We start from the raw sequence: 23,718 nt of genomic DNA on the forward strand, positions 1-23,718 counted from the left end.
CCGCCGCGAACGGAGCGATCTTCGCCTCCGCCAACGACCGCACCGCCGCACGGAGCATCTCGTGCTCCTCGCTGAGCCGGAAGAGATCGAAGTCCTGACTCATGATGGGACAGCTCCTTAAGGTATGGCACTCAGTACCCCTGATTATGCACACTCAGTGCCGTCCCGGCACCCTCGGAGCGCCCTGATCGTGCCCCGGCGGTGCTACCGTCCCCCTCATGAGCGAGGAGCAGGGGCAGGAACAGGGCGGCACTGCGGGCAACGGTGCGGCCGGCGGGAAGCCGACCACCCGGGACGCCCTGATCGAGGCGGCCTTCCAGCTGTTCCTCGACCGCGGGTTCGAGCAGACCACCATCGACGACATCACCGGTCGGGCCGGGGTGGGGCGGCGCTCCTTCTTCCGCTACTTCCCCTCCAAGGAGGACGTGGTCTTCCCCGACCACGAGGGCGCGCTGGCCGAGATGACCGCCTTCCTGGAGTCCTGCGGCGACGGTGGCGACCCGGTGGCCCAGGTCTGCGACGCGGCCCGGCTGGTGCTGCGGATGTACGCCGCCAACCCGACCTTCTCGGTCGAGCGCTACCTGCTCACCCGGAAGGTGCCCACCCTGCGGATCCACGAGCTGTCGGTGGTCTGGCGCTACGAGCGGACCCTCGCCGCCCACCTGCGGGCCCGCTACTCGGCCCGGGCCGACGGCGCGCTGCGGGCCGACGTGGTGGCCGCCGCGGTGGTCGCGGCGCACAACCACGCGCTGCGAACCTGGCTGCGCTCGGGCGGTGCGGGCGACGTCGGGGAGGCCGTCGACCTGGCCCTGGGCTTCGTCATCGACACCTGGAGCGAGCAGCCCCGCACCGGCGCCGAGGAGCAGGAGCCGGCCGAGGACGTGGTCGTCCTGGTGGCCCGGCGCGGAACCCCGATGTGGCGGGTGGTGCAGGGGATCGAGTCGGCCCTCGACGGCTGACCCGTCCGGCGGGTCTGTCCGGGGAACTCAGTGCCTTTACACGGGGCACTGAGTGCCATATGTTCCTGTGCAGCATCCGCAGGGAGGGAGCCGGACGTGAACGGGATCGGGAACTGGTCGGCCGTGGCCGGCGGAGGTGCGCGATGACCGCACCCACCGCCCTCGCCCCCACCCCCGCGGGGCCGCTCACCGGCGCCCCCGCCGAGGCCGGCACCGCACTGCGCTACCACCGCTGCCACTGGTGCCGCTCGGCGATGCCGGCCGGCTGCCTGCTCTGCACGGTCTGCGGCTCCAGCGACCTGGCCGAGGAGCGCAGCGCCGGCACCGGGACGGTCCGCCGGCTGCTGCGCCCCACCCGCCGCGGGCTCTACCCGGGCCGGCCGTACCTGGTGGCGCTGGACGAGGGGTTCACCGTCCAGGCCGGGGTGATCGGGGGCCTCCCGGGCGCCGTACCGATCGGCGCCCGGGTGCAGCTCGCCGCCTGGGACGACGACGGGCGGATCCTCACCTTCCGGCTCTGCCCGTCCGCGTAGCGCGGCCCCGGCGAACGGGTCTCAGCCCGCGTCGACCGCGCTGCCGGCGGCGTTGTACGAGCCCACCGTGTTGTCGCGGCCGACGTTGAAGATGTCGTCCCCGGCCAGCTGGTTGCCGTCGCCCAGGACGATCGCCCACGGGCCGTTCGAGGCGTCGTAGTTGATGTCGGCGGCGGCGACCCCCTGCAGGCTCGCCGCACCCGCCGCGGCGGCGGCCAGGACCAGAGCCAGCTTGATGACGCGGTTCATGGTGTTCCCTTCCTCGACAGTGTCACGGCGACAGTAGGGTTCGCCGTCCCGGCCGCCAGGGACCTCTCCGGCGGGCGTGTCGACCCGGACCGTCTCCGCACCCTGGCCCAACTCGCTCCCGGCACACGACTGTTGGAGCACAATCGGGATCATCGGCGGATCTCGCCGGACGGGCGGCGACCACCCACCCGGCCGAGGGCCGGCGGCGGGGAATGCCCTCGGACAGGTGAACGTTCAACAAAACGCACCGATCCGAGAGGAGCCGAAGTGAACACCGCACACCGCGAGGAGACCACGGCGCAGCGCTGGGCCCGCGCCGAGCTGTTCTTCGACGCCAAGCAGTACGCGGACGCCGCACCGATCCTCGCCGAGGTGGTGGCCGAGACCCCCGGCCAGGTGGCCCCGCGCCTGCTGCTGGCCCGCGCCTACTACCACTCCGCCCAGCTCGGCCGGGCCGAGGCCGAGCTGCGCGAGGTGATCGCGCTCGACCCGGTCGAGCCGTACGCGTACCTGATGCTGGGCCGCACCCTCCAGCGACAGGGGCGCGCCGAGCAGGCCGCCGGCCCGCTGCGGATCGCCGCGGCGCTCGGGCTGGAGTGACGGACGGCGGGCGGGCGGGGCTCAGGCCCCGCCCGCCCGCAGCCGTACCGGCTCGGCGTCGTCCCGGACCAGCCGGACCGCCTGCTCCGCGGTGAGCGGCCGGGCGAACAGGTAGCCCTGGCCGAGCGGGCAGCCCATCTCGGCCAGCAGGTCGCGCTGGACCCCGTTCTCGATCCCCTCGGCGATCACCTGCACGCCGAGCGTGTCGGCGATCCGGGTGATGCCCTCGACCAGCGCGTACTGCTGCTGGGAGAGCCCCAGGCCGTCGATGAAGGACTTGTCGATCTTGAGTACGGAGATCGGGAACTCGCGCAGGTAGCTCAGCGAGGAGTAGCCGGTGCCGAAGTCGTCGATGGCGATCCGCACCCCCAGCTCGCGCAGCGCCTCCATGTCGGTGCGCACCCGCTCGTCGCGCCGCATCAGCACGCTCTCGGTCAGCTCCAGGATCAGCGTGCCGGGCTGGATCCCGCTGCTGCGGACCACCTGGCGCACGATGTCCACGAACCCGGCGTCGCGGAACTGCCGGGCCGAGACGTTGACGCTCACCCGCAGCGGGCGCCGCCCGAGCCCGGCCCGGTGGTCGGAGGTCATCCGCTGCCAGGAGGCGGCCTCGGCGACGGCCCGCTCCAGCACCCAGGCGCCCAGCGGGACGATCTGCCCGCTCTCCTCGGCCAGCGAGATGAACTCCTCCGGCAGCACCATGCCGCGCCGCTCGTGCGGCCAGCGGACCAGCGCCTCGAAGGCGACCAGGCCGCCGTCGGCGAGGTCGACGATCGGCTGGTAGTAGATCGCGAAGGCCGACTCGGCGATGGCCGAGTCCAGGCTCTCGTTCAGCTCGTGGCGCTCGACCAGACCGGCCTGCAGGGCGGGCTGGTACTGGCACCACTGGCGCTTGCCGGCGGCCTTGGCGGAGTACAGCGCGAGGTCGGCGTGGGTGAGCAGCTCGGCCGCGTCCACGCTGTCCTCGGTGGTGGCGACCCCGACGCTGGCGGCCACCCGGACGGTGCCGGAGCTCAGCCGGAACGGCTCGTCGAAGGCGTTCAGCACGGCGTCGGCGGTGGCGCCCACGTCGGCCGGCGAGAGCGCGTCCTCGACCAGTACGGCGAACTCGTCGCCGCCGAGCCGGGCCGCGGTGTCGGAGGTGCGCAGCGCGGTGGAGACCCGGAGCGAGACCGCCACCAGCAGCTCGTCGCCGACCGCGTGGCCCTGGGTGTCGTTGACCACCTTGAAGTCGTCGAGGTCGACGAAGAGCACGCCCATCACGGTGCCGCGCCGCTCGCTGCGGGTCAGCGCGTGCCCGACCCGGTCCTGGAAGAGCACCCGGTTGGCCAGCCCGGTCAGCGAGTCGTGGAAGGCCCGGTGGGTCAGCTCGCGCTCCATCTGCCGCTGGTCGGTGACGTCGCGCAGGGTCAGCACCAGGCCGCCGACGGTCGGGTCCTCGCGCAGGTCGTTCCAGCGCACCTCGACCTCGATCGCGCTGCGGTCGCTGCGCAGCAGCCGCCAGTGCTCGCGCTGCTCGGCCTGCTCCCTGGTGCGCATCCGGACCAGCGCCTCGTTGAGCTGGCGGCTCTCCTCGGGCGGGATCAGCTCGCTCAGCCGCACGCCCTCCAGGCTGGCGTAGCCGAGCACCCGCTGGGCGGAGGAGCTGGCGTACCGGATGCCGTCGTCGGCGTTGAGGATCAGGATCACGTCGGAGGCGCTCTGCACCAGGGTGCGGAAGTACGCCTCGCTGTTGCGCTGGCTGATCTCGCGGCTGAGCATGACCCGCTCGACCGCCAGCGCGGACTGCGCGGCCAGGATGTCCAGGGTGCCCCAGAGCGAGGTCAGCTGGTGCTCGGTGCCGCCCACGATCAGCACGCCGATCAGCGGCTCGCCCATCGGGCGGTTCTCCAGGGCGAGCGGGCAGATCAGGGCGTGCGGGACCCCGCTGAAGTACCGCTCCAGCTCGTCGCCGAGCTCCTCCACCGGGATCATCCGGCTGCCCTGGAGCTCGCTGTCCGGGGGGATCCGCAGCACGGTCTCGTGGTCGCCCAGGCGGATCCGCAGGCCGCCGTCGGCGCGCACCCCGAGCAGGGCGGTGTGGGTGGCGGGGTGCGGCATCAGCGAGGCGGCGGCGGTCTGCACCGCGTCGGAGACGTCCTCGAAGGTCACCGCGCCGGTGAGCGACGCTCCGGTCACCCGTAGTGTCCGTTCGCGGGCGACCGCGTGCCGGTGCACCAGGACGATCGATCCCAGCCGGGCCAGCACCAGCAGGAACAGCACCGCGGAGAAGGCGCCGATCACGCCGGCGTGGCTGGTGTCGCCGCGGGAGAGGTCCACCAGCAGCATCGCGGGGGCGATCATCGAGGCACCGGCCAGCAGCGCCAGCCGGCCGCCCGAGATGTCCGGCTGCTGGGTCGGGATCGGTCTGGTCAGCTCGACCATCGAGGGGTGCAGCGCGGCCGCGCCCCAGGCGCAGTAGAACACCGCCCAGCCGAGGTCGACCGGGCTTCCGATGCGCCAGTTGCCGTGCAGCTGGATCAGCCCGTAGGCGACGTCGGAGACGAGCATGCCGAGGGTGCCCAGGGCCAGCAGCCAGAGCGCTTTGCTCTTGCCGCCGCGTGGCACCAGCAGCCTCATCAGCATCGCCAGCATCAGCACGTCGCCCAGCGGGTACGCGATCGAGACCGCCTTCTGGAACCAGGTCAGATCGGGGTCGCGCTCGTACGGGACGATCAGGTAGATCCAGGACAGCAGGGCCAGGCCGACCGTCAGGATCAGCGCGTCGATCATGCTGCCGCGGTCCTGCTGGGCGGTCCGCCAGCGGATGAAGCCGTACACGCCGACCGCGGTGAGCAGGTACTCGGCGAGGTAGAAGCCGTCGGCCGCGGAGGGGAACCCGAACTGGTCGAGGTACTCGGTCTGGATGACCTGCACCACCTCGCCGGCGGTGAAGCTGAGGTTCGCCGCCGCGAGCAGGTACCAGTACTGCGGGTGTGCCGGGCGGTTGAGCCGGGTGCCGACCACGATCGCGGTGACACCGGTGAGGCCGATGCCCGTCCACCAGATGATCCGTTCGTCCGGATTCTGGTAGTACACGAGGATGAGTATGGCCATCCAACCGAGGTAACAGGCCGTCAGGCGTTGCCTACGACGCGTCAACCGAGCTACCTCCTTCGCCCCGAGGCGGATGCTGGAGGGTCGATGCACCAGTGATGACCACCGGCGACGCGGTGGCGGGAGAGCCGTGTGACCTCCCGGCAAATGCGTCTCAATGATACCCACGGCCACTCGGGTGCCTATAGTCGAAGGTATCGGGGCCGGCCCTGGTCCGCATCGGACCGGCCGGAAAGCAGCAGGCCAATCGAAGTCCGGCCCGCCGTCGCCGCGCGGGCAAGGGCCGGACCGGCCGGCGCAGGCGCGCCGGCGCCCGGGCGGAGCCCGCAGCCGCCGTCCCTCCCTGTCACCGCACACCCGAGGTCATGGCCGGTGGATCAGCCGAACCGCTCCCAGTCGCCCCAGTCGGGGCCGTTCCGGGTGCTCATCAACGACGAGGCCCTGCACGCCCTGTGGCCCGACGACCATCCCGTCCCGGCCGGCTGGCGGAGCGTCGCCGGCCCGGCCCCGCTGGCGACCTGCCTGCACGAGGTGACCGAACGCTGGACCGACCTGCGCCCGACCGGGCGCCGCTCCGGCGGGGTCACCGTGCACGGCCTGTTCCGCCGCCAGGCGGGCCGCACCCCGGACGCGGTCGCGGTGGTCGCCGAGGGTGAGCAGCTCACCTACCGCGAGCTGGACCGCCGCAGCGACCGGCTGGCGCACGCGCTGCGGGACGCCGGGGTGGTCGCCGACCAGGTGGTGCCGATCTGCCTGGAGCGGACCGCGGACATGGTCACCGCGATGCTCGCGGTGCTCAAGGCCGGCGGCGCCTTCCTGCCGCTGGACCCGGAGCACCCGACCCACCGGCTGCGCCAGCTGGCCGCGGACTCGGGCGCCGCGCTCGCCGTGACCAGCGCCGAGCACCTCGCCAGGACCGGCCTGCCGGGCATCCTGGCGGCGGACTACCGCGGCCCGGGCGGCACCGTCTCGGCGCCCGGCGACAGCACCGTCCCGGACGACCTGGCCTACCTGGTCTACACCTCCGGCACCACCGGGACCCCGAAGGGCGTCCCGGTCAGCCACCGGACCATGGCGCTCACCGTCTCGCGGGCCGCCGAGGCGTACGAGCTGTCCGACCGCGACCGGGTGCTGCAACTGGGCGCCCTGGGCTTCGACACCTCGCTGGAGCAGATCTTCGCCCCGCTGCTCAGCGGCTCGGCCGTGGTGCTCGGCGGCCGCAACACCTGGGCGCCGATCGAGCTCGCGCACCGGATCCTGGAGCTCGGGATCACCGTGGCCGACCTGACGCCCACCTACTGGCACCGCTTCCTCGACCTGCTGACCGAGGGCGCCCGGCCGCCGGCCTCGCTCCGGCTGATGATCGTCGGCGGCGACACCGTGCACGCCGAGGACGCCCGGGCCAGCCTGCGCCGGCTGCCCGCCACCCGGCTGCTGAACGCCTACGGCCTCACCGAGGCCGGGATCACCTCGACCGTCTGCGAGATCCTCCCCGGCATGCTGGCGGCCCCCGCGCACGCCCCGGTACCGGTCGGCCGGCCGCTGCTGGGCACCTTCGTGCACGTGCTGGACCCGACGCTGCGCCCGGTGCCGCCGGGCCGGCGCGGCGAGGTCTTCCTCGGCGGCCGCGGCCTGGCCCGCGGCTACTGGCGCCAGCCGGGCCTGACCGCCGAACGCTTCCTGCCCGAGCCGTACGCCGGCCGGGCCGGCAGCCGGATGTACCGCACCGGGGATTCGGCGCGGTGGCGGCCGGACGGCAACCTGGAACTGCTCGGCCGGACCGACGAGCAGGTCAAGGTCCGGGGATTCCGGGTCGACCCGGCCGAGGTGGAGGCCCATCTGACCGAGCACCCGGCGATCGGCCTGGTCAAGGTGCTGGCCCCCGAGGGCGGCGGCGGTGCGCGGGCGCTGACCGCGTACTACACGCCCGGCGAGGGCAACGGGCCGGACTTCCGCGAGTTCCTGGCCGGACGGCTGCCGGACTACCTGGTGCCGACCTCGTTCGTCCCGGTCGAGCAGATGCCCGTCACCCCCGGCGGGAAGATCGACCGGCAGGAGCTGGCCGCCACCGGCCGGCCGACGGCCCGGGTCGGGCCGCGCGGCTCCGGCTCCTCCGGCTCCAACGGCTCCAACGGTGACGGCGACGGCGGGCGGGTCACCGGCGGCGCCGAGCGGGTGGCCGAGCACGGACTCGCCTACCTGTGGGCGCAGTTGCTGGACGTGGACACGGTGGCCGCCCAGGACGACTTCTTCGAGCTGGGCGGCAACTCGCTGCTGGCGATGGAGATGCTGGCCCGGGCCCGGATCATGTTCGGGATAGGCGTCGACCGGATCCGCGAACTGACCCGCGCCCTGCTCACCGACCCGACCCTGGGCGCCTTCACCGCCGCCCTGCACGCCGCCCGCCAGAGCCCCACCACCCCGGCCCGGCGCCCGGCCGACCGCCGGATCGACTTCACCGGCGAGGCCGAACTCGGCTTCCCGGTCCGGCGGACGGCGCCGCTCACCAACCCGCCGGACCGCCCCCGGGAGATCCTGCTCACCGGCGCCACCGGCTTCTGCGGCGCCCACCTGCTGCAGGCGCTGCTCGCCACCACCGACGCCACCGTGCACTGCCTGGTGCGCGCACCCGACCCGGAGCACGCGCTGGAGCGGCTGCACGCCGCCCAGCAGCGCTTCCTGCGCCGGGGCCTGGACCCGGCCAGGGTCCGCCCGCTGGTCGGTGACCTGGCGGAGCCGCTGCTCGGTCTCGGACGTACCAGGTTCGAGCAGCTCGCGGACACCGTGGACGCCGTCCACCACCTCGGCGGGCAGGTCAACTTCCTCTATCCGTACCACCAGTTGAGAGCGGCGAACGTGGCCGGCACCCGGGAGGTGATCCGGCTGGCCGGGCACTCCCGGGCCGTGCCGGTGCACTACCTGTCCACCATGGCGGTGCTCGCCGGCTTCGGCGTGGCCGGTGTCCCCGAGGTCACCGAGGACACCCCGCTCGACCACCCCGAGCACCTGTCGGTCGGGTACGTGGAGAGCAAGTGGGTGGCCGAGGCGCTGCTGCACAACGCGGCCGCCGCCGGGCTGCCGGTCTCCATCTACCGGGTCAACGACGTCACCGGCGACCTGACCACCGGCACGATGAACCTCGGCACCGAACTCTGCGCCCTGATCCGGTACTTCACCGACACCGGCGAGGTCCCCGACGTCGAGCTGCAACTCGACTTCGTGCCCGCCGACTCCTTCACCCGGGCGCTCGCCCACCTGGCCGGGCACTCCCCCGCCACCGGCCGGGTGTACCACCTCACCAACCCCCGCCCGGCGATGCTCTCCGCGCTCGCCGACCGGATCGCGCACCGCGGCGGACGGGTCGAGCGGCTCCCGTACGAGCGCTGGGTGCGGCGGCTGGTGGCGTACGCGGCGGCCCATCCCGAGCACCCGATCACGCCGTTCGTCCCGCTGTTCGTGGACCGCGGCGCGGGCACCGAGATGTCGATCAGCGAGATGTACTTCCGGCCGACCTTCCCGCTGTTCACCAGCACCCGTGCCGAGGCCGAACTGGCCGGCAGCGGCATCGAGATCCCGCCCGTCGACGACCGGCTGCTGGACTTCTACCTGGACCGGATGGCGGCCACCGGCTTCCTGGAGCAGGCCGCATGACCAGCCGCACCACCGACTGGTGGGACACCGTCCGGGTCAGCGGGGCACCGGCGGACGCCCCCGCCGCGTTCTGCGCCGACCTCGGCGCGGACAGCCTGCTCGCCGCGTACCGGGCCGGGATGTTCCCGATGCCCGCGCCCGACGAGTACGCCCGCTGGATGAACGAGGCGCTGTACGAGGACCGGGTGGCCGGCGGCGCGATAGCCGTGCCCGGCGGGGACGGCGAACACCCGTACCAGGTCTCCTGGTGGTCGCCCGACCCGCGGCCGGTGATCCGGCCGGACCAGGTCCGGCTCGGCCGCCGGCTCGGGCAGCGGCTGCGCAACCGGCTGGACTGGTGGACCAGCGTCGACCGCGACTTCGGCCGGGTGGTCGCCCAGTGCGCGGCCGACCGGGAACCGCGCTGGCTCACCGAGGAGCTCCGGCGCGGGCTGCTCGACCTGCACGAGCGCGGCCGGGCGCACAGCGTCGAGGTCTGGCAGGGGCCGGAGCTGGTCGGCGGCGCGTTCGGGATCCGGGTCGGGCCGGTGCTCAGCCTGGACTCGATGTTCCACCGCCGGCCGGACGCCTCCCGGGTCGCGGTGGCCGACCTGGCGAGCCGCTTCGGGGCGGCCGGCGGCCTGCTGCTGGACGCCCAGTGGGACAGCGCGCACATCCGCAGCCTGGGCGCGCTGCCGATGCCCCGCCAGGAGTACCTGGACCTGCTCCACGGCGGCCCGGCCGCCGACCCGCCGGCCACCGACCTCCTCCCGGCCGCCCGCCTGGCCTGACCGGGGCCGGTGACCGGCTCAGGCCGGTTCCGGGGTCCAGCCGGCCGCCGGGCGTTGCGCCGGGATGACCGCTGCCGCCAGCAGCGGGACGGCCGCCGCGACCGCGAAGGCGAGCGGGTAGCCGTGCCGGGCGATCAGGCCGCCGACCAGGGGCGGCACCAGCACGATCGCGCTGTGCTGGCCGACCCCGTGCACGCCCAGCACCCGGCCGGCCCACTGCGGGCCGGCGAACTCGGCGACGGCGGTGTTGTGCAGGCCGTTGGTGCTGACGGTCAGTCCGGCGGCCAGCAGCAGTGCGGCGGTGCCGACCGGCGAGTGCCGGGCCGCGCCCAGGGCCAGCAGGGCGAGGTCGACGGCGGTGGCCAGCGCCAGCAGCCGCATCGGCCGGACCCGGCTGCCGACCCGGTCGGACCACCAGCCCGCCAGCAGCCGGACGCCCGCACCGGCCAGGTTGGCCACGGCCAGCACCGTCCCGGCGGTCCCGGGCGACCAGCCCCGGGACTCGATCAGGAACACCAGCGCGAAGCCCGTCACCACGAACTGCGGGACGCACAGCAGCGCTGCCACCAGGTGCAGCCGCCACAGGTAGTCGCCGCGGTACGGCGCCGCCGCCCGGACGGTACGGGCCGGCCGCGGCGGATCGGCCGCCAGCACGGCGACCGCCAGCCCGGCCACGGCGCACAGGCCGGCGCAGAACAGCAGCGCGGCGCCCGGTCCGGCCGCCGCCGCGATCGGCGGCAGCGCGGCCGCCGCCAACCCGGTGCCGAGCGGCTGCGAGGCCTGCCGGACCCCCATCGCGACGCCCCGCCGGTCGGGCGGGAACCAGCCGATCACCAGCCGCCCGGAGGCCGAGATCACCGAGGACCCGGTCGCCCCCGCGAGCACCAGCAGCACCCCGAGCGTCCGGACCCCGTGCACCTGCGAGGCGACGGCCAGCACCACCGCGGCCGGCAGCAGCCCGGCTGCCAGCGCGAGCCGCTCGCCGTACCGGTCCGCCACCATCCCCCAGCCCAGCAGCGAGAGCAGGATGCCGAGGATCGGGCAGGAGACCAGCAGCCCGGCGGCGGGCAGAGACAGGCCGAACTCCTCCCGGAGGGCCGGGAGCAGGAACGGCAGGCCGTAGAGCACGGTGGTGCTGGCGGTCTGGCCCGCCGTCCCGATCCCGAGCATCAGCCAACTGCGGTGCGTCCGGTGCTGGTTCATGCCGGGACCCTAACAGCGCCGCCGCAATGTGAGACGAACTGTTCTGTATGTTGAGACGCCGCGAGAAGGGTCCGCCCGGTCCGGCGGCCCGTCAGGTCTGCAGCGAGGCCAGCGTGACCACCGTGATGTCGGACGGCGCGCCGACCCGGACCGGCGGGCCCCAGGCACCCGCGCCCCGGGTCACGTACAGCTGGGTGTCGCCGTAGCGCTCCAGCCCGGCCACGGTCGGATTGGCCAGCTCGGCCAGGTAGTTGCCGGGCCAGAGCTGACCGCCGTGGGTGTGGCCGGAGAGCTGGAGGTCGACACCGTGGCGCACGGTCTGGTGGATGGTGACCGGCTGGTGCGCGAGCAGGACGGCGGTGCGGGTGCGGTCGCGGTCGCCGAGCGCCTTCTCGTAGTCCGGCCCCTGGCCCTCGGCGGTGCCCTGGATGTCGTTGACCCCGGCCAGGTCGAACCAGGGCAGTTCGGTGCGGGCGTTCTCCAGCGGGTGCACGCCGAGCTCGCGGACGAACTCCACCCAGGGTGCGGCGCCGGAGAAGTACTCGTGGTTGCCGGTCACGAAGAACGCCCCGTCGCGGGCCCGCAGATCGGCCAACGGCTCGGCGGCCCGGCCGAGTTCGGGCACCGATCCGTCGACCAGGTCGCCCACCACGGCGATCAGGTCCGGCTGGGTGCGGTTGATGGTGTCGACGATCCGGCGGGTGTGCGAGCGGCCCAGGATCGGGCCGAGGTGGATGTCGCTGACCACCGCGATCCGGTAGCCGTGCGCCCGGCGCGGCAGCTTCGCCAGCGGCACCGTCACCTGCTTGACGGCCGGACCGCGCAGCACCCCGTACATCCCGGTGCCGACCACCGCGGCCGCCGCACCGCCCGCGGCGAGGGCCACCGTACGGGCCACCAGCAGGCGGCGCGCCGGGTCGGCCGGACCGCCGGCGGGCGGACCACCGGCGGTCGCGGGCTCCTGTGCCTCGTGCTCGACCCCGACCGGCTCCTGCTCGACCCCGACCGGCTGCTGTCCAACCCCGACCGGCCGCTCCGGCAGCGGCGCGCGGCGCCCCGGCAGCCGCAGCAGCAGCGGGCGCAGGGCCTCCCCCACCACCAGGGCGAGCACCAGGTCCAGCATCAGCGCCAGCCACAGGTACCCCGGCCACGCGAACCACCGCTCCACCGCCAGCGGCAGCAGCCGCCCGCCCACCAGCGCACCGAGGCTGAGCAGCGGCAGCAGCACCGCGAGCACGGTGCCGATCCGCCGGTACCACCCGCCCGGGGCGGAGACGTCCCGCACCAACCGCCGCCAGAGGTACCACTGTGCGAGTCCTACGCCGCCGAGCCCGAGCAGCAGGACGAGAATGATCACCATCGGGCCAGTATCGGCCCCGCCCTGCCGGCCCCCGCCGCAGGGTGGCGGACCCCGGATACCGGCGCAGCGCCTTCGCTCCCGGTAGCCGGTCGGTCGCACACAGCCGACCCGGCCGTCCGGTTCCTGTGAGGCCGCCCACACCGGCACTCCGCTCTACTGCCGCCGATAGTTGACGACCGGGCGCGATCGGCGGCGGACGGCCCGGGCGATCGCGGCGTGCGACCGGAGCGGTGCCGATCGTCGCTGGTCAGCCCGGGAATACCGATCGGTCGGGGCGGTGGCGTTTGCTGAGCATAAGGAGCGGGTAAACCGCGCCGTCGCGGTCGTGGGCCGCCGGGGCGCCCCGCCGTGTGTACTACCGGCCGTAGTTTCGGGCTCGTTGCCCCCGCCGCGCGGGTCTGCGAAGAATATGCCAGTCGTCAGGCGGCGCGGTCGGACCAGGGCCGCGCCTGCCGCCCGCCCCGGCCCACCGACGGGGTGCCACGGCCGTCCGACCCGGCTCGCGGGCCTGTTCCCCGAACACGCTTCCGCGGTACCCGTGTGTCCGGTGCGGCCCGACAGAAGAGGTCCTCCGCTCCATGCAGCCCCACAAGCACCGGCTCCCCCGGAACCGCCGCACCGCCCTGATCACCGGTGTCGCCACGCTCGCCGTGGCCGGCTCGGCCACGCTCGCGCTCGCGCTTCCGCAGGACGCCAAGGTCGCCGAGGCCGCTGCGCCCAGCCCCACCGCCGCCCAGGCCACCCCGTCCGCGCAGCTGCTGGCCGAGCAGGCCGCCGCCGACGCCGCCAAGGCGAAGGCCGACGCGGACGCCAAGGCCGCCGCCGACGCCGCCTCGGCGCAGGCCCAGGCGGACGCCGACGCCCAGGCGAAGGCCGCGGCGGACGCCCAGGCTGCGGCTCAGGCCGACGCCAAGGCCGACGCCGACGCGAAGGCCAAGGCGGACGCCGACGCCAAGGCGAAGGCCGCCGCCGCCAAGGCCAAGGCGGACGCCGACGCCCGGGCCAAGGCCGAGGCCGCGTCCCGCTCGCAGGCGCGCAGCCCGCTGGCCGCGCCGGTGCCGACCGGCAGCCCCAAGGAGATCGCCGCGCAGCTCGTCCCGGCGGGCCAGCTCCAGTGCTTCAGCAACATCGTGGAGCGCGAGAGCGGCTGGAACGTCACCGCCACCAACCCGTCCTCGGGCGCCTACGGCCTGATGCAGGCGCTGCCCGGCTCGAAGATGGCCTCGGTCGGCGCGGACTGGAAGACCAACCCGGTCACCCAGATCAAGTGGGGCCTGAACTACATGAACGAGACCTACGGCAGCCCCTGCGCCGCCTGGACGTTCTGGCAGGCCCACAACTGGTACTGAGCCCGGCCGCGCGCGCCGGTTGCCCTCCGGCGTCCCGACCGTAAGCACACGGTGAAGATTTGGCGGAGTCCGGCGCACCTATGTCACCGATTGCCCGGTTTCGCCAGAGTTCCGTTCTTGGCCGCAGGGTCTCCGGCGCCCTAGCCTCCGGGCCATGGCTCCGCCCCTGATCACCGTCGTGCTCCCCGCCTTCGACCACAACCAGCAGCTCAAGGACTGTCTGGACGCACTGCTCGCGCAGTCGTTCCGCGACTTCGAGGTCGTGCTGGTCGTGGACCGCTCCCCGCAGTGCCCGGAGCGGGTCGCCGACGCGTACGAGATCCGGGACCCGCGGGTGTCGGTGCTGCGGCTGGACGCGGCGGTCGGCATCGGCCGCGCCCGCAACGCCGGCGCCGCCCGCGGCACCGGCTCGTACCTGCTGTTCCTGGACAGCGACCACGTGGTGGCCCCGGACGCGTTCCAGGCGATGGCCGACCGGCTGGCCGCGACCGGCGAGGTGGACCTGCTGCTGTTCGGCCACAGCCGGGAGCACGGCGGCCGCAGCTGGCCCGGCGGCGCCGCCGGGCTGCTCGCGGCGGCCGGGCCCGAGGTGTTCGGCCCGCTGGAGCGCCCGGAGCTGCTCAGCGCGCCCCCGCTGGTCTGGGACCGGCTGCTGCGCCGGGGCACCGTGCCGTCGTTCCCGGACGGGCACTACGAGGAGGTCCCGGCCGTGCACCGGGCCCTGCTGGACGCCCGCCGGGTGGCCGTGCTGGACCGCGAGTGCGTGACCATCCGGCGCCGGCACACCCTGCACCCTGCCGGCTCCCCCGGCAGCAGCCACTTCGACGTCTTCGAGCAGTACGAGCAGAGCTTCGAGCTGCTGGCGGAGCGGCCCGAGCACGAGGTGGTGCGCCCGCACCTGTTCACCCGGATGATCCGGCACTACCTCTTCGTCTTCGACCTGGCCGGCTGCGTGCCCCGGGCCCAGCGCCCGCAGTTCTTCCACCGCGCGGCCGACCACTACCGGCGCTTCCTGCCGCAGGGCTACCGGCGCCCGGACGGCCGCGAAGGGGTCAAGTTCTCGCTGCTGGCGAGCGGCGCCTACGCCGCCTTCGAGGTCGCCAAACTGTCCCACCTGGCCCGCGGGGCCGTCGGCCGGCGCTGAGCAGCCCCCGCGGGGCGCGTACGGGACCCGCCGGGCGCCCGCCCCTGGGATGATGCCCCCATGGACACCGGGCCGGCCCATCCCCTGGCCGCCGCGCTGCGCGGCGAGCTCCGCGGCGAGGTGCGGTTCACCACCGCCGAGCGGGCGGTGTACGCCTACGACGCCTCCAACTACCGGCAGCTGCCGCTCGGGGTGGTCCGGCCCGCCGACACCGACGACGTCCGGGCCGCGCTGGCGCTCTGCCGCGCGCACGGCGTCCCGGTGGTGCCGCGCGGCGCCGGCACCAGCATCGGCGGCCAGGCGATCGGCCCCGGCGCCGTGGTGCTGGACCTGCGCCGGCACGTCAACCGGATCCACGCGCTCGACCCGGACGCCCGAACCGCCCGGGTGGAGCCCGGCGTGGTCCTGGACGACCTCCAGCGCGCCGCCCGCCCGTACGGCCTGCGGTTCGGCCCGGACCCGTCCTCGCACACCCGCTGCACGCTCGGCGGGATGATCGGGAACAACTCCTGCGGCTCGCACTCGGTCGCCTGGGGACGCACCTGTGACAACCTCGACTCGCTCGACCTGCTGCTGTCCGACGGCACCGAACTCACCGTGGGCGGCCCGCTGCCGCCCGAGGAGCGCGAGCGGCTGCGCCACCGCCCGGGCCGCGAGGGCGAACTGCACCGCGCGCTGCAGGACCTGGCCGCCGGGCACCTGGCCGCACTGCGCCAGGGCATGCCGCACCTGCCGCGCCGCACCTCCGGCTACCCGCTGGACGCGCTGCTGCCCGAGCGCGGCTACGACCTGGTCCGGGCGCTGACCGGGACGGAGGGCGGCTGCGCGGTGGTGCTCGGCGCCACCGTCCGGCTGGTCGAGGCCCCCGCCGCCCGCGCGCTGGTGGTGGCCGGCTACCCGGACGAGACGGCCGCCGCGGACGCCGTCCCGGCGCTGCTGCCGCTCGGTCCGCTCACCGTCGAGGGGATGGCCGCCGACCTGATCGCGGCGCTGCTCGCGGCCGGCCCGCGGCCACCGGCGCTGGACCGGCTGCCCGAGGGCGGTTGCTGGCTCTTCCTGGAGGCCGGCGGCGCCACCGCCGCCGAGGCGCTGGACGCCGCCCGGGCGCTGGCCACCGCCGTGCGCCGGGAGCCGCGCGCCACCGTCACCGTGGTCACCGACCCCGGTGAGCAGCGGCAGCTGTGGGGCGTGCGCGAGGCGGGGGCCGGGATCGTCACCCGGCTGCCCGACGGCGGCGAGGCCTGGCCCGGCTGGGAGGACTCGGCGGTGCCGGTCGAACGGCTCGGCGGCTACCTGCGGGAGCTGCGCGCCCTGCTCGGCCGGCACGGGCTGCGCGGCGTCCCGTACGGGCACTTCGGCGAGGGCTGCGTGCACCTGCGGCTGGACTGGCCGCTGACCGATCCGGGGCGGCTCGGCGGGTTCCGGGCCTTCCTGGAGCAGGCGGCCGACCTGGTGGTGGCGCACGGCGGTTCGCTCTCCGGCGAGCACGGCGACGGGCAGGCCAGGGCCGAGCTGCTGCCCCGGATGTACCCGCCGGAGATCATCGCGCTGTTCGGCCGGTTCAAGCGGATCTGGGACCCGGAGAACCTGCTCAACCCCGGCTCGTTGGTCGACCCCCGCCCGCTCGACGCCGACCTGCGCTTCCCCGGCCGGGACCTGCCGCTCGCGCTGCCGTACCCGCAGGACGACGGCAGCCTGCTGAAGGCCGTGCACCGCTGCGTCGGCGTCGCCAAGTGCGTGGACACCACCAGCGGGGTGATGTGCCCCAGCTACATGGTCACCGGCGAGGAGCGGCACTCCACCCGGGGGCGGGCCCGGCTGCTCGCCGAGATGCTGCGCGGCGAGCTGGTCACCGACGGCTGGCGCTCGGAGGAGGTCCGCGAGGCGCTCGACCTCTGCCTGGGCTGCAAGGGCTGCGCGAGCGACTGCCCGGTCCACGTCGACATGGCCACCTACAAGGCCGAGTTCCTGCACCAGCACTACCGGCACCGGCCGCGCCCCGCCGCACACCTGTCGCTCGGCTGGCTGCCGCTGTGGCTGCGCGGGGCGGCCCTCGCCCCGCGGGCGGCGAACCGCCTGATGGCGCATCCGGCCACCGGCGGCCTGCTCCGGCGGCTGGGCGGGATCGACCCGCGGCGGGCGCTGCCGCCGCTGCCCGGCCGGACCTTCCTGCACCGGTTCCGACGCTACCGGGCCGCGCACCCGGAGCCCACCCGGGCGCAGCCCGTCCTGCTCTGGCCGGACACCATGGCCAACCTGCTGGACCCGGAGCCCGCGATGGCGGCGGTCGAGGTGCTGGAGGCGCTGGGCTTCGCCGTCCGGCTGCCCGACGGGCCGGTCTGCTGCGGGCTGACCCTGGTCTCCACCGGCCAACTCGGGCTCGCCCGGCGGGTGATGCGGCGCAGCCTGCGGGCGCTGCCGGCCGGGCTGCCGGTGGTCGGGATCGATCCCAGCTGCACGGCGGCGCTGCGCGAGGAGTGGCCGCGGCTGCTCGGCGCCGAGGCCGGCCGGGTGCCGGGTCGGGTGCACACGCTGGCCGAGTTCCTGGACGCCGCCGGGGTTGCCCTCCCGCGGCTCGGCGGCACGGCGGTGACGCAGGTGCACTGCCACCAGCACGCCGTGCTGGGCACCGCGGCGGACCGCCGGATCGAGGCCCGGATCGGCCTGGACAACCAGGTGCTGGACTCCGGGTGCTGCGGTCTGGCCGGCAACTTCGGCTTCGAACGCGGCCACTACGAGGTGTCGGTGGCCGCCGCCGAGCGGGTGCTGATGCCCGCCGTCCGGGCCGCCGACCCGGCCACCCTGGTGCTCGCCGACGGGCTGAGCTGCCGGATCCAGATCGGCCAGCTCGGCGACGGCCGGCGGGCCCTGCACCTGGCCGAGGTGCTCCGCCTGGCGCTGCGCGCGGGCGAGGTCAACCCCGGTCCCGCGGAGGGTGGTTGAGCCCTCCGGCGGCGGCCCGGCGCAGCAGGGCGCGGACCACGCGCCGGTGGAACGGGCGGACCGGCAGGAAGTAGGCGCGGCCCAGCAGGTTGCGGTAGCGCACCACCGTACCGAGGGTGAGCACGCCGTCGGCGAGGTGGACGGAGCTGCGGAAGTCCAGGTGCCGGTCGTCCCGGCCGAACACCACCTCGTGGTCGGTGGTAGCCAGTTGGGGGAAGGGCGTGAGGCTGCTCCGGTCCCGGGTGCCGAGGCCGAACGGGCGGACCAGGGCGTCGCGCAGCCGCATCAGCCGGCGGGTCCAGCCGGGCGGGCGGGTGAACAGCCGGCGGGTCCATTCGACCGGGTCGGTGCCGGCGCCCGGCGGCAGGCGGACCGCGAACGCGTCCCGGTGGTCGATCCGCGGGAGCGCGGCGTGGAGCAGCGAGTCGGCGGGGATCGGCACCGCGCGGGCGGGATGGGCCATGCTCCGTACGGTAGTCGCGGACCACGGCGGGCGCGGCGCAGGCGCGGCGGTGCCCGCCCGCTCGGCGGGTGACGTCAACTCCAACGGATCCGCAGGCTCTTCAGCCCGTTCTGGAAGTTGGAGACCAGGCGCGGCGGCGGTGCGCCCGGGGCGAGTTCGAGGTCGGGGAGGTCGGTGAGGGTCCGGCGGAGCAGGGCCGCCGTCTGGATCCTGGCGAGCTGCGCCCCGACGCAGAAGTGCGGGCCGTAGCCGAAGCTGACGTGGTCGTTGGGCGTCCGGGTGAGGTCCAGCCGGTCGGGGTCGCGGAACACCGATTCGTCGCGGTTGGCGCTGGCGTGGTGGACGACCACCTTGTCGCCACGGCGGATCCGCTGCCCGGCCAGCACGAGGTCGCGGGTGGCCGTGCGCCGGAAGTCCAGCACCGGGGGCCAGAACCGGAGCAGCTCGTGGACGGCCGTGCCGAGCAGCTCCGGCCGGCGGCGCAGCAGGTGGTACTGGTCGGGACGGTCGAGCAGGGAGTACAGGCCGCCCGGCAGCCCGTTGCGCAGGGTCTCGTTGCCGGCGACCGCGAAGAGGAAGAACATCGTCTCGAACTCGGCTCCGCTCAGCCCGGATTCGCGCATCCGGGCGACGATGCTGCCCGGCGGCGCCTGCTCGGCGAGGGCGTGCGCGTAGGCGAACATGTCGGCGAGCGCGGCCCGCGAACGCGGGTTGACCGGGCGCCCGTCGGGGGCGAGGGGCGGGTCGGGGCGGTGGGCCAGCGCGGCCCGTCCGAGGTCGGTGAGGGCGGCCGGATCGGCGGTGCTGGACCGGGCGTGGTCCGGGTCCTGGTAGCCGATCACCCGGTTCGACCAGTCGACCAGCAGCTGCCGGTCCTGCTCCGGCACGCCCAGCATCCGGGCCAGCGTCCAGACCGGCAGGTCGGCGGCGAGCGGTACGAAGTCGGCCTCGCCCAGCGGGCTTACCGCGGCGATCAGTTCGGCGGCGCGGGCCTCGACGGCGGCGGTCAGCTCGCGCAGCGCCCGCGGGGTGAAGGCGGCCGTGACCGCGCGCCGCAGCCGGGCGTGGTCGGGCGGGTCCTGGTTGAGCATCATGGTCCGGGCGAAGTCCAGGTCGGCCGCGGAGTCGGGGTCGCGGATCTGGGTCCCGCCCAGGTGCGAGGAGAACAGCTCGGGCGTGCGCAGCACGTACTTGACGTCGGCGTGCCGCAGGACCGCCCAATAGCCGGGCCCGGCCGGCCAGTCCCCCACCGCGGGTTCCTCCACCCACCACACCGGGGCGGCCGCCCGCAGCTCCCGGTACAGCTCGTACGGCACGCCCTCGGCGTAGGTCGCGGGGAGGAAGATCCGGTTCACCTGCGCCTGATCGAGACCCATGGCGCTCGACGGTACGCCACCGCCCGGCGGCCCACCAGCGCCCCGGCGCGAGCAACCCTCGCGCTCTCGACCGGTGGTGATGTCGCGTCAGGGCGGACGCGGGGACGCCCGGCGCCCTACCATCGCGGGATGACGATTCTCCCCACCGCCGAGGCGGACCGGATCCTGGCCGAGAACTTCGCCCCGTGGGTGCGGGCGCTCGGCCTGTCGGTGACCGGCACGGGCGACCGGCACGCGGTGCTGCGCCTGCCGTGGTCCGACGAACTGGCCCGGGAGGGCGGCGCCATGTCCGGGCAGGCGCTGATGGCGGCGGCGGACACGGCGGCGGCGGTCGCCGTCTCGGCGGCCCGTGGCGGCTTCGGGCCGATGACCACCGTCCAGCAGTCGACCAGCTTCCAGCGGGCGGTGCTCGGCGCGGACGTCCTGGTCACCGCCCGGGTGACCAAGCTCGGCCGGCGGCTGGCCTTCGTCGACGTCACGCTCACGGCCGAGGGCGATCCCGAACCGGCGGCCCAGGCCAGCGCGGTGTACGCGTTCCCGGGCTGATCGCGGCGGCGCGCGACCCCTGTGCAGCGGCGCTACCGAGCAGTAGCCTCACCGGGCCGAGCCCTCACCTCGGCCGGCCCACACGGGAGGTCCGCATGCGCCCAGTCCTGTCCGCCCGGCTCCGGTCCGCACGGCTGCTGCGCCCCGCAAGACTGCTGTCCGGCCGGTCCGGCACGCACGGCCGGCGCCGGTCCGCGGGTCTGCGGCTGCTCGTCCCGGTCGCGCTGCTCGCCGCCTCCGTGCTCGGTCTCCCGGCCACCGCCTCGGCCGCGCCGGCCGGTTCGACGCCGCGCTACTACCTCGCGCTGGGCGACTCGCTGGCGGCCGGCTACCAGACCACCCCCGACGGCGGGCACGTGGTCGGCCGCGGCTACGCCCAGGACATCGCCCAGGTCCTCGGCGCCCGGGCCGCCTCCGCCGGGCAGCCGTTCGGCTTCACCGACCTGGGCTGCCCGGGCGAGTCCACCACCACGATGGTCGGCGGCGGCTGCCCGTACCCGCATCCGTACCCCGGCTCGCAGCTGGCCGAGGCGGAGAAGTTCCTCGCCGCGCACCACCGGGACCAGGTCCTGGTCACCCTGGACATCGGCGCCAACGACATCGGCGGCTGCACCGCGGGCGGGTCGATCGACCTGCCGTGCACCCTGGCGGGCATCCGCACCGCCGGGCACGGCCTGGACACCGTGCTCACCCGGCTGCGCGCGGCGGCCGGCCCGCAGACCCGGATCATCGGGATGAACCTGTACGACCCGTACCTGGCCGCCTGGACCACCGGTGACCAGGGGCGGGCCACGGCGGTGCTCTCGGTGCCGCTGGCCGGCCTGCTCAACCTCACCATCGCCGGGGTGGACGCGGCCCACGGCGTGCCCACCGTCGACGTGGCGCGGGCGTTCGGCACCGACGCCTTCCTGCCGACGGTGCCGGTGAACGGCACCCGGCTGCCGTCGAACGTGGCCCGGATCCTGCGCTGGACCAACATGGCCCGCGGCGACGTGCACGCCAACGACGCCGGCTACCAGGTGATCGCGGACACCTTCCTGACCAGGATCTGACGGCGCCGGGCACACCCGGGCCCGGGACGGGAGCCCTCCGTCCCGGGCCCGCTGCCCACCGGCCGCCCGGCTACCGCTCCGCGCAGATGGCACCGACGAACTCGGCCAGCCGCCCCTGCGGCATGTTCCGGGCGATGTCGGCCTCGCTGATCATGCCGACCAGCTTGTGGTCGGGGTGGTTGATCACCGGGAGCCGGCGCACCAGGTGCTGTTCCATGATCCGCAGCACCTGGTCGGCGTCCTCGTCCTCCTCGATCACCATCGGCCGCCCGACGGCGAGTTCGGTGGCCAGCACGGTGCTCGGGTCACGGCCTTCGGCGACGCACTTCAGGACGATGTCGCGATCGGTCAGGATCCCCAGCAGCTTCTGGTTCTCCCCGCAGATCGGCAGCGCGCCCACGCCCCGGTCCCGCATGATCCGCGCCGCGTCCGCGAGGGTCTCGGTCTCCCCCACGCACTCGGCCCCCGGATGCATGATCTCTCTGGCTGTGGTCATGGTCAGGCCTCCCGACGTGGGTGAACAGCCCCGTTACTCCATCCTGGGACGGCCCCGGCGCCCACGCCACCGGGCCGGGCCGCCCGCTCCACCGCGCCGGACCGCCTCACGCCACCGGGCCGCACTCAACCCCGGGCCGACTTCAGCACCTGCTCGGCCGGCACCTCGGCGGCCAGCACCTGGTCCGCCGGCACCTCCCGGGCGAGCACCTCCTCGGCCGGCATCTCCTCGGCCAGCACCCCGTCCAGGTCCGGCAGTTCGAGCTGCTCCACCGGCCGCGGGCCCGGCGCGGCGGACGCCGGCGGTGCGGCGGCGGCGCTCCGGCCGTCCGGCTCGGCGGGCTTGGTGACGCTCTCCAGGAAGCGCAGCAGTTCGACCGGGAACGGCAGCACCAGCGTCGAGTTCTTCTCCGCGGCCACCTCCACCACGGTCTGCAGCAGCCGCAGTTGGAGGGCGGCCGGGGTGGCGCTCATGACCGCGGCGGCCTCCGAGAGCCGGGCCGAGGCCTGGAACTCGCCGTCCGCGGTGATGATCCGGGCGCGCCGTTCCCGCTCCGCCTCGGCCTGCCGGGACATCGAGCGCTTCATCGACTCGGGCAGCGCCACGTCCTTGATCTCCACCCGGTCGATCTGCACGCCCCAGCCCAGCGCCGGGCTGTCGAGCATCAGTTCCAGCCCCTGGTTGATCGGCTCCCGGTTGGCCAGCAGCTCGTCCAGCTCGCTCTTGCCGATGATCGACCGCAGCGAGGTCTGCGCCACCTGCGAGATCGCGAAGCCGTAGTCCTGCACGCCGACGATGGCCTTCACCGGGTCATCGACCTTGAAGTAGACGACGGCGTCGACCCGCACCGTGACGTTGTCCTTGGTGATGCCCTCCTGGGCGGGCACCGGCATGGTCACGATCTGGACGTTCACCTTCCGCAGCCGGTCCGCCACCGGCATGATCATCACCAGCCCCGGCTGCCGCACCCGGTCGACCACCCGGCCGAACCGGAAGACCACCCCGCGCTGGTACTGCTGCACCGTCCGGAAACTCAGCCCGGCCAGCACGGCCAGCGCCAGGATCACCCCCACGAGTACGTCCACTACGAGCATCGCGTCACCTCGGGCAGGATTCGACGGACCCGCTCCCCACGCTACTCCGTAGGATCACCCCCATGGACACGTCCCGGCACCACCCTTGCGACGACGTCCGCGGGCTCGCCGAGCTGGACGCGCGGGTGACCGGCTGCCGGGCCTGCCCGCGCCTGGTGCAGTGGCGCGAGGAGGCCGCCCGGGTCAAGCGCCGGGCGTACCTGGAGTGGGACTACTGGGCCCGCCCGATCCCGGGTTTCGGCCCGCCGGACGCCGCGCTGGTGCTGGTCGGGCTCGCCCCCGCCGCGCACGGCGGGAACCGCACCGGGCGGATCTTCACCGGCGACCCGTCCGGCGACCTGCTCTACCGGGCGCTGTACGAACTCGGGCTGGCCTCCCAGCCGCACTCGGTCGGCCGGGACGACGGGATGGCGCTGCACGGGGTGCGGATCACCGACCCGGTGCGCTGCGCACCGCCGGAGAACAAGCCGACCACCGAGGAGCGGGACACCTGCCGGCCGTGGATCACCAAGGAGCTGCAGCTGATGCGCCCGACCGTACGGGCCGTGGTGGCGCTCGGCGGGTTCGCCTGGCAGGCGGTGCTGCCCGTGCTGGCGGCGGCCGGCTGGATCGTTCCCCGGCCGCGGCCGGTCTTCGGCCACGGGGCGCGGGCGGTGCTGCCGGCGGCCGACGGCGGGGCGCCGCTCGACCTGTTCGGCTGCTACCACGCCAGCCCGCGCAACACGTACACCGGCCGGCTCACCCCGCAGATGCTCCGCGACCTGCTCGCCACCGCCGCCACGGCGGCCGGCCTGCGGCCCGCCTCGCCCCCGCAGTCCTGACCGGCGGCTCGGC

General features: G+C 74.8%; 19 protein-coding genes. 11 read left to right on the forward strand and 8 right to left on the reverse strand.

Features of this window, described 5'->3' with window-relative positions; all coding sequences use genetic code 11:
• Window positions 1-218 precede the first annotated feature (218 nt).
• The gene (locus ABT014_RS29125; RefSeq protein ID WP_350642203.1) at window positions 219-959 is read left to right on the forward strand and encodes a TetR family transcriptional regulator; all 741 of its coding nucleotides are present in this window, start codon (window positions 219-221) and stop codon (window positions 957-959) included.
• Window positions 960-1,102: 143 nt separating this feature from the next.
• The gene (locus ABT014_RS29130; RefSeq protein WP_350642204.1) at window positions 1,103-1,492 is read left to right on the forward strand and encodes a Zn-ribbon domain-containing OB-fold protein; all 390 of its coding nucleotides are present in this window, start codon (window positions 1,103-1,105) and stop codon (window positions 1,490-1,492) included.
• A gap of 21 nt (window positions 1,493-1,513) precedes the next feature.
• Here the strand turns inward: ABT014_RS29130 and ABT014_RS29135 are convergent, their stop codons facing one another.
• The gene (locus ABT014_RS29135; RefSeq protein ID WP_350642205.1) at window positions 1,514-1,741 is read right to left on the reverse strand and encodes a hypothetical protein; all 228 of its coding nucleotides are present in this window, start codon (window positions 1,739-1,741) and stop codon (window positions 1,514-1,516) included.
• A gap of 267 nt (window positions 1,742-2,008) precedes the next feature.
• Here ABT014_RS29135 and ABT014_RS29140 point away from each other — a divergent pair, with 267 nt between their 5' ends.
• Complete coding sequence (locus ABT014_RS29140) at window positions 2,009-2,341, forward strand: tetratricopeptide repeat protein (protein WP_350642206.1); 333 nt, start codon at window positions 2,009-2,011, stop codon at window positions 2,339-2,341.
• Window positions 2,342-2,362: 21 nt separating this feature from the next.
• On the opposite strand, the gene ABT014_RS29145 is transcribed toward ABT014_RS29140, so the two are convergent.
• The gene (locus tag ABT014_RS29145) at window positions 2,363-5,437 is read right to left on the reverse strand and encodes a putative bifunctional diguanylate cyclase/phosphodiesterase (RefSeq protein ID WP_350642207.1); all 3,075 of its coding nucleotides are present in this window, start codon (window positions 5,435-5,437) and stop codon (window positions 2,363-2,365) included.
• A gap of 372 nt (window positions 5,438-5,809) precedes the next feature.
• Between ABT014_RS29145 and ABT014_RS29150 the strand changes: the two genes are divergently transcribed.
• Together ABT014_RS29150 and ABT014_RS29155 are read left to right on the forward strand one after the other, a co-directional pair.
• Entirely contained in the window at window positions 5,810-9,088 is a 3,279-nt protein-coding gene (locus ABT014_RS29150) for an amino acid adenylation domain-containing protein (RefSeq protein WP_350642208.1), read from the forward strand.
• Window positions 9,085-9,858, forward strand: a complete 774-nt coding sequence (locus ABT014_RS29155) for a leucyl/phenylalanyl-tRNA--protein transferase (protein ID WP_350642209.1) — start codon at window positions 9,085-9,087, stop codon at window positions 9,856-9,858. Before ABT014_RS29150 ends, ABT014_RS29155 begins: the two co-directional genes overlap by 4 nt.
• An 18-nt stretch (window positions 9,859-9,876) precedes the next feature.
• On the opposite strand, the gene ABT014_RS29160 is transcribed toward ABT014_RS29155, so the two are convergent.
• The gene (locus ABT014_RS29160; RefSeq protein ID WP_350642210.1) at window positions 9,877-11,061 is read right to left on the reverse strand and encodes an MFS transporter; all 1,185 of its coding nucleotides are present in this window, start codon (window positions 11,059-11,061) and stop codon (window positions 9,877-9,879) included.
• A 91-nt stretch (window positions 11,062-11,152) separates the two neighbouring features.
• Complete coding sequence (locus tag ABT014_RS29165) at window positions 11,153-12,421, reverse strand: metallophosphoesterase (RefSeq protein ID WP_350642211.1); 1,269 nt, start codon at window positions 12,419-12,421, stop codon at window positions 11,153-11,155.
• Window positions 12,422-12,999: 578 nt separating this feature from the next.
• On the opposite strand from ABT014_RS29165, the gene ABT014_RS29170 reads away from it, so the two are divergent.
• The 3 genes from ABT014_RS29170 (at window position 13,000) to ABT014_RS29180 (ending at window position 17,857) form a co-directional block, all read left to right on the forward strand.
• The gene (locus ABT014_RS29170; RefSeq protein ID WP_350642212.1) at window positions 13,000-13,770 is read left to right on the forward strand and encodes an aggregation-promoting factor C-terminal-like domain-containing protein; all 771 of its coding nucleotides are present in this window, start codon (window positions 13,000-13,002) and stop codon (window positions 13,768-13,770) included.
• A gap of 154 nt (window positions 13,771-13,924) precedes the next feature.
• The gene (locus ABT014_RS29175) at window positions 13,925-14,914 is read left to right on the forward strand and encodes a glycosyltransferase family 2 protein (protein ID WP_350642213.1); all 990 of its coding nucleotides are present in this window, start codon (window positions 13,925-13,927) and stop codon (window positions 14,912-14,914) included.
• Window positions 14,915-14,974: 60 nt separating this feature from the next.
• The gene (locus tag ABT014_RS29180) at window positions 14,975-17,857 is read left to right on the forward strand and encodes an FAD-binding and (Fe-S)-binding domain-containing protein (RefSeq protein ID WP_350642214.1); all 2,883 of its coding nucleotides are present in this window, start codon (window positions 14,975-14,977) and stop codon (window positions 17,855-17,857) included.
• Here ABT014_RS29180 and ABT014_RS29185 read toward each other — a convergent pair.
• On the reverse strand, window positions 17,829-18,320 hold the full coding sequence (locus ABT014_RS29185) for a DUF2867 domain-containing protein (protein WP_350642215.1): 492 nt from the start codon (window positions 18,318-18,320) through the stop codon (window positions 17,829-17,831). The two genes, ABT014_RS29180 and ABT014_RS29185, sit on opposite strands and share 29 nt — an antisense overlap.
• A 74-nt stretch (window positions 18,321-18,394) precedes the next feature.
• On the reverse strand, window positions 18,395-19,696 hold the full coding sequence (locus tag ABT014_RS29190; RefSeq protein ID WP_350642216.1) for a cytochrome P450: 1,302 nt from the start codon (window positions 19,694-19,696) through the stop codon (window positions 18,395-18,397).
• A 129-nt stretch (window positions 19,697-19,825) separates the two neighbouring features.
• Here ABT014_RS29190 and ABT014_RS29195 point away from each other — a divergent pair, with 129 nt between their 5' ends.
• A complete protein-coding gene (locus tag ABT014_RS29195) occupies window positions 19,826-20,242 on the forward strand; it encodes a PaaI family thioesterase (RefSeq protein ID WP_350642217.1) in 417 nt (138 codons plus the stop codon).
• A 95-nt stretch (window positions 20,243-20,337) separates the two neighbouring features.
• Window positions 20,338-21,294 (forward strand): SGNH/GDSL hydrolase family protein, encoded by a 957-nt coding sequence (locus tag ABT014_RS29200; protein ID WP_350642218.1) that lies wholly within the window; start codon window positions 20,338-20,340, stop codon window positions 21,292-21,294.
• A 70-nt stretch (window positions 21,295-21,364) separates the two neighbouring features.
• Here ABT014_RS29200 and ABT014_RS29205 read toward each other — a convergent pair whose 3' ends face one another.
• Both ABT014_RS29205 and ABT014_RS29210 read right to left on the reverse strand, forming a co-directional pair.
• On the reverse strand, window positions 21,365-21,790 hold the full coding sequence (locus ABT014_RS29205; protein WP_350642219.1) for a CBS domain-containing protein: 426 nt from the start codon (window positions 21,788-21,790) through the stop codon (window positions 21,365-21,367).
• 125 nt (window positions 21,791-21,915) lie between these two features.
• The gene (locus ABT014_RS29210; RefSeq protein WP_350642220.1) at window positions 21,916-22,884 is read right to left on the reverse strand and encodes a slipin family protein; all 969 of its coding nucleotides are present in this window, start codon (window positions 22,882-22,884) and stop codon (window positions 21,916-21,918) included.
• A gap of 62 nt (window positions 22,885-22,946) precedes the next feature.
• Here ABT014_RS29210 and ABT014_RS29215 point away from each other — a divergent pair, with 62 nt between their 5' ends.
• On the forward strand, window positions 22,947-23,705 hold the full coding sequence (locus ABT014_RS29215; RefSeq protein ID WP_350642221.1) for a uracil-DNA glycosylase: 759 nt from the start codon (window positions 22,947-22,949) through the stop codon (window positions 23,703-23,705).
• The last annotated feature ends 13 nt before the right edge of the window (window positions 23,706-23,718 follow it).

Origin of the sequence: Kitasatospora sp. NPDC094015, from assembly GCF_040304075.1 — a bacterium.
Taxonomy (GTDB): Bacteria; Actinomycetota; Actinomycetes; order Streptomycetales; family Streptomycetaceae; genus Kitasatospora.

Coding starts and splice junctions, on each gene's coding strand:
- ABT014_RS29125 (WP_350642203.1), top strand. CDS start 219: ATGAGCGAGGAGCAGGGGCAGGAACAGGGCGGCACTGCGGGCAACGGT.
- ABT014_RS29130 (WP_350642204.1), top strand. CDS start 1,103: ATGACCGCACCCACCGCCCTCGCCCCCACCCCCGCGGGGCCGCTCACC.
- ABT014_RS29135 (WP_350642205.1), bottom strand. CDS start 1,741: ATGAACCGCGTCATCAAGCTGGCTCTGGTCCTGGCCGCCGCCGCGGCG.
- ABT014_RS29145 (WP_350642207.1), bottom strand. CDS start 5,437: ATGGCCATACTCATCCTCGTGTACTACCAGAATCCGGACGAACGGATC.
- ABT014_RS29155 (WP_350642209.1), top strand. CDS start 9,085: ATGACCAGCCGCACCACCGACTGGTGGGACACCGTCCGGGTCAGCGGG.
- ABT014_RS29160 (WP_350642210.1), bottom strand. CDS start 11,061: ATGAACCAGCACCGGACGCACCGCAGTTGGCTGATGCTCGGGATCGGG.
- ABT014_RS29165 (WP_350642211.1), bottom strand. CDS start 12,421: ATGGTGATCATTCTCGTCCTGCTGCTCGGGCTCGGCGGCGTAGGACTC.
- ABT014_RS29170 (WP_350642212.1), top strand. CDS start 13,000: ATGCAGCCCCACAAGCACCGGCTCCCCCGGAACCGCCGCACCGCCCTG.
- ABT014_RS29175 (WP_350642213.1), top strand. CDS start 13,925: ATGGCTCCGCCCCTGATCACCGTCGTGCTCCCCGCCTTCGACCACAAC.
- ABT014_RS29180 (WP_350642214.1), top strand. CDS start 14,975: ATGGACACCGGGCCGGCCCATCCCCTGGCCGCCGCGCTGCGCGGCGAG.
- ABT014_RS29185 (WP_350642215.1), bottom strand. CDS start 18,320: ATGGCCCATCCCGCCCGCGCGGTGCCGATCCCCGCCGACTCGCTGCTC.
- ABT014_RS29190 (WP_350642216.1), bottom strand. CDS start 19,696: ATGGGTCTCGATCAGGCGCAGGTGAACCGGATCTTCCTCCCCGCGACC.
- ABT014_RS29195 (WP_350642217.1), top strand. CDS start 19,826: ATGACGATTCTCCCCACCGCCGAGGCGGACCGGATCCTGGCCGAGAAC.
- ABT014_RS29200 (WP_350642218.1), top strand. CDS start 20,338: ATGCGCCCAGTCCTGTCCGCCCGGCTCCGGTCCGCACGGCTGCTGCGC.
- ABT014_RS29205 (WP_350642219.1), bottom strand. CDS start 21,790: ATGACCACAGCCAGAGAGATCATGCATCCGGGGGCCGAGTGCGTGGGG.
- ABT014_RS29210 (WP_350642220.1), bottom strand. CDS start 22,884: ATGCTCGTAGTGGACGTACTCGTGGGGGTGATCCTGGCGCTGGCCGTG.
- ABT014_RS29215 (WP_350642221.1), top strand. CDS start 22,947: ATGGACACGTCCCGGCACCACCCTTGCGACGACGTCCGCGGGCTCGCC.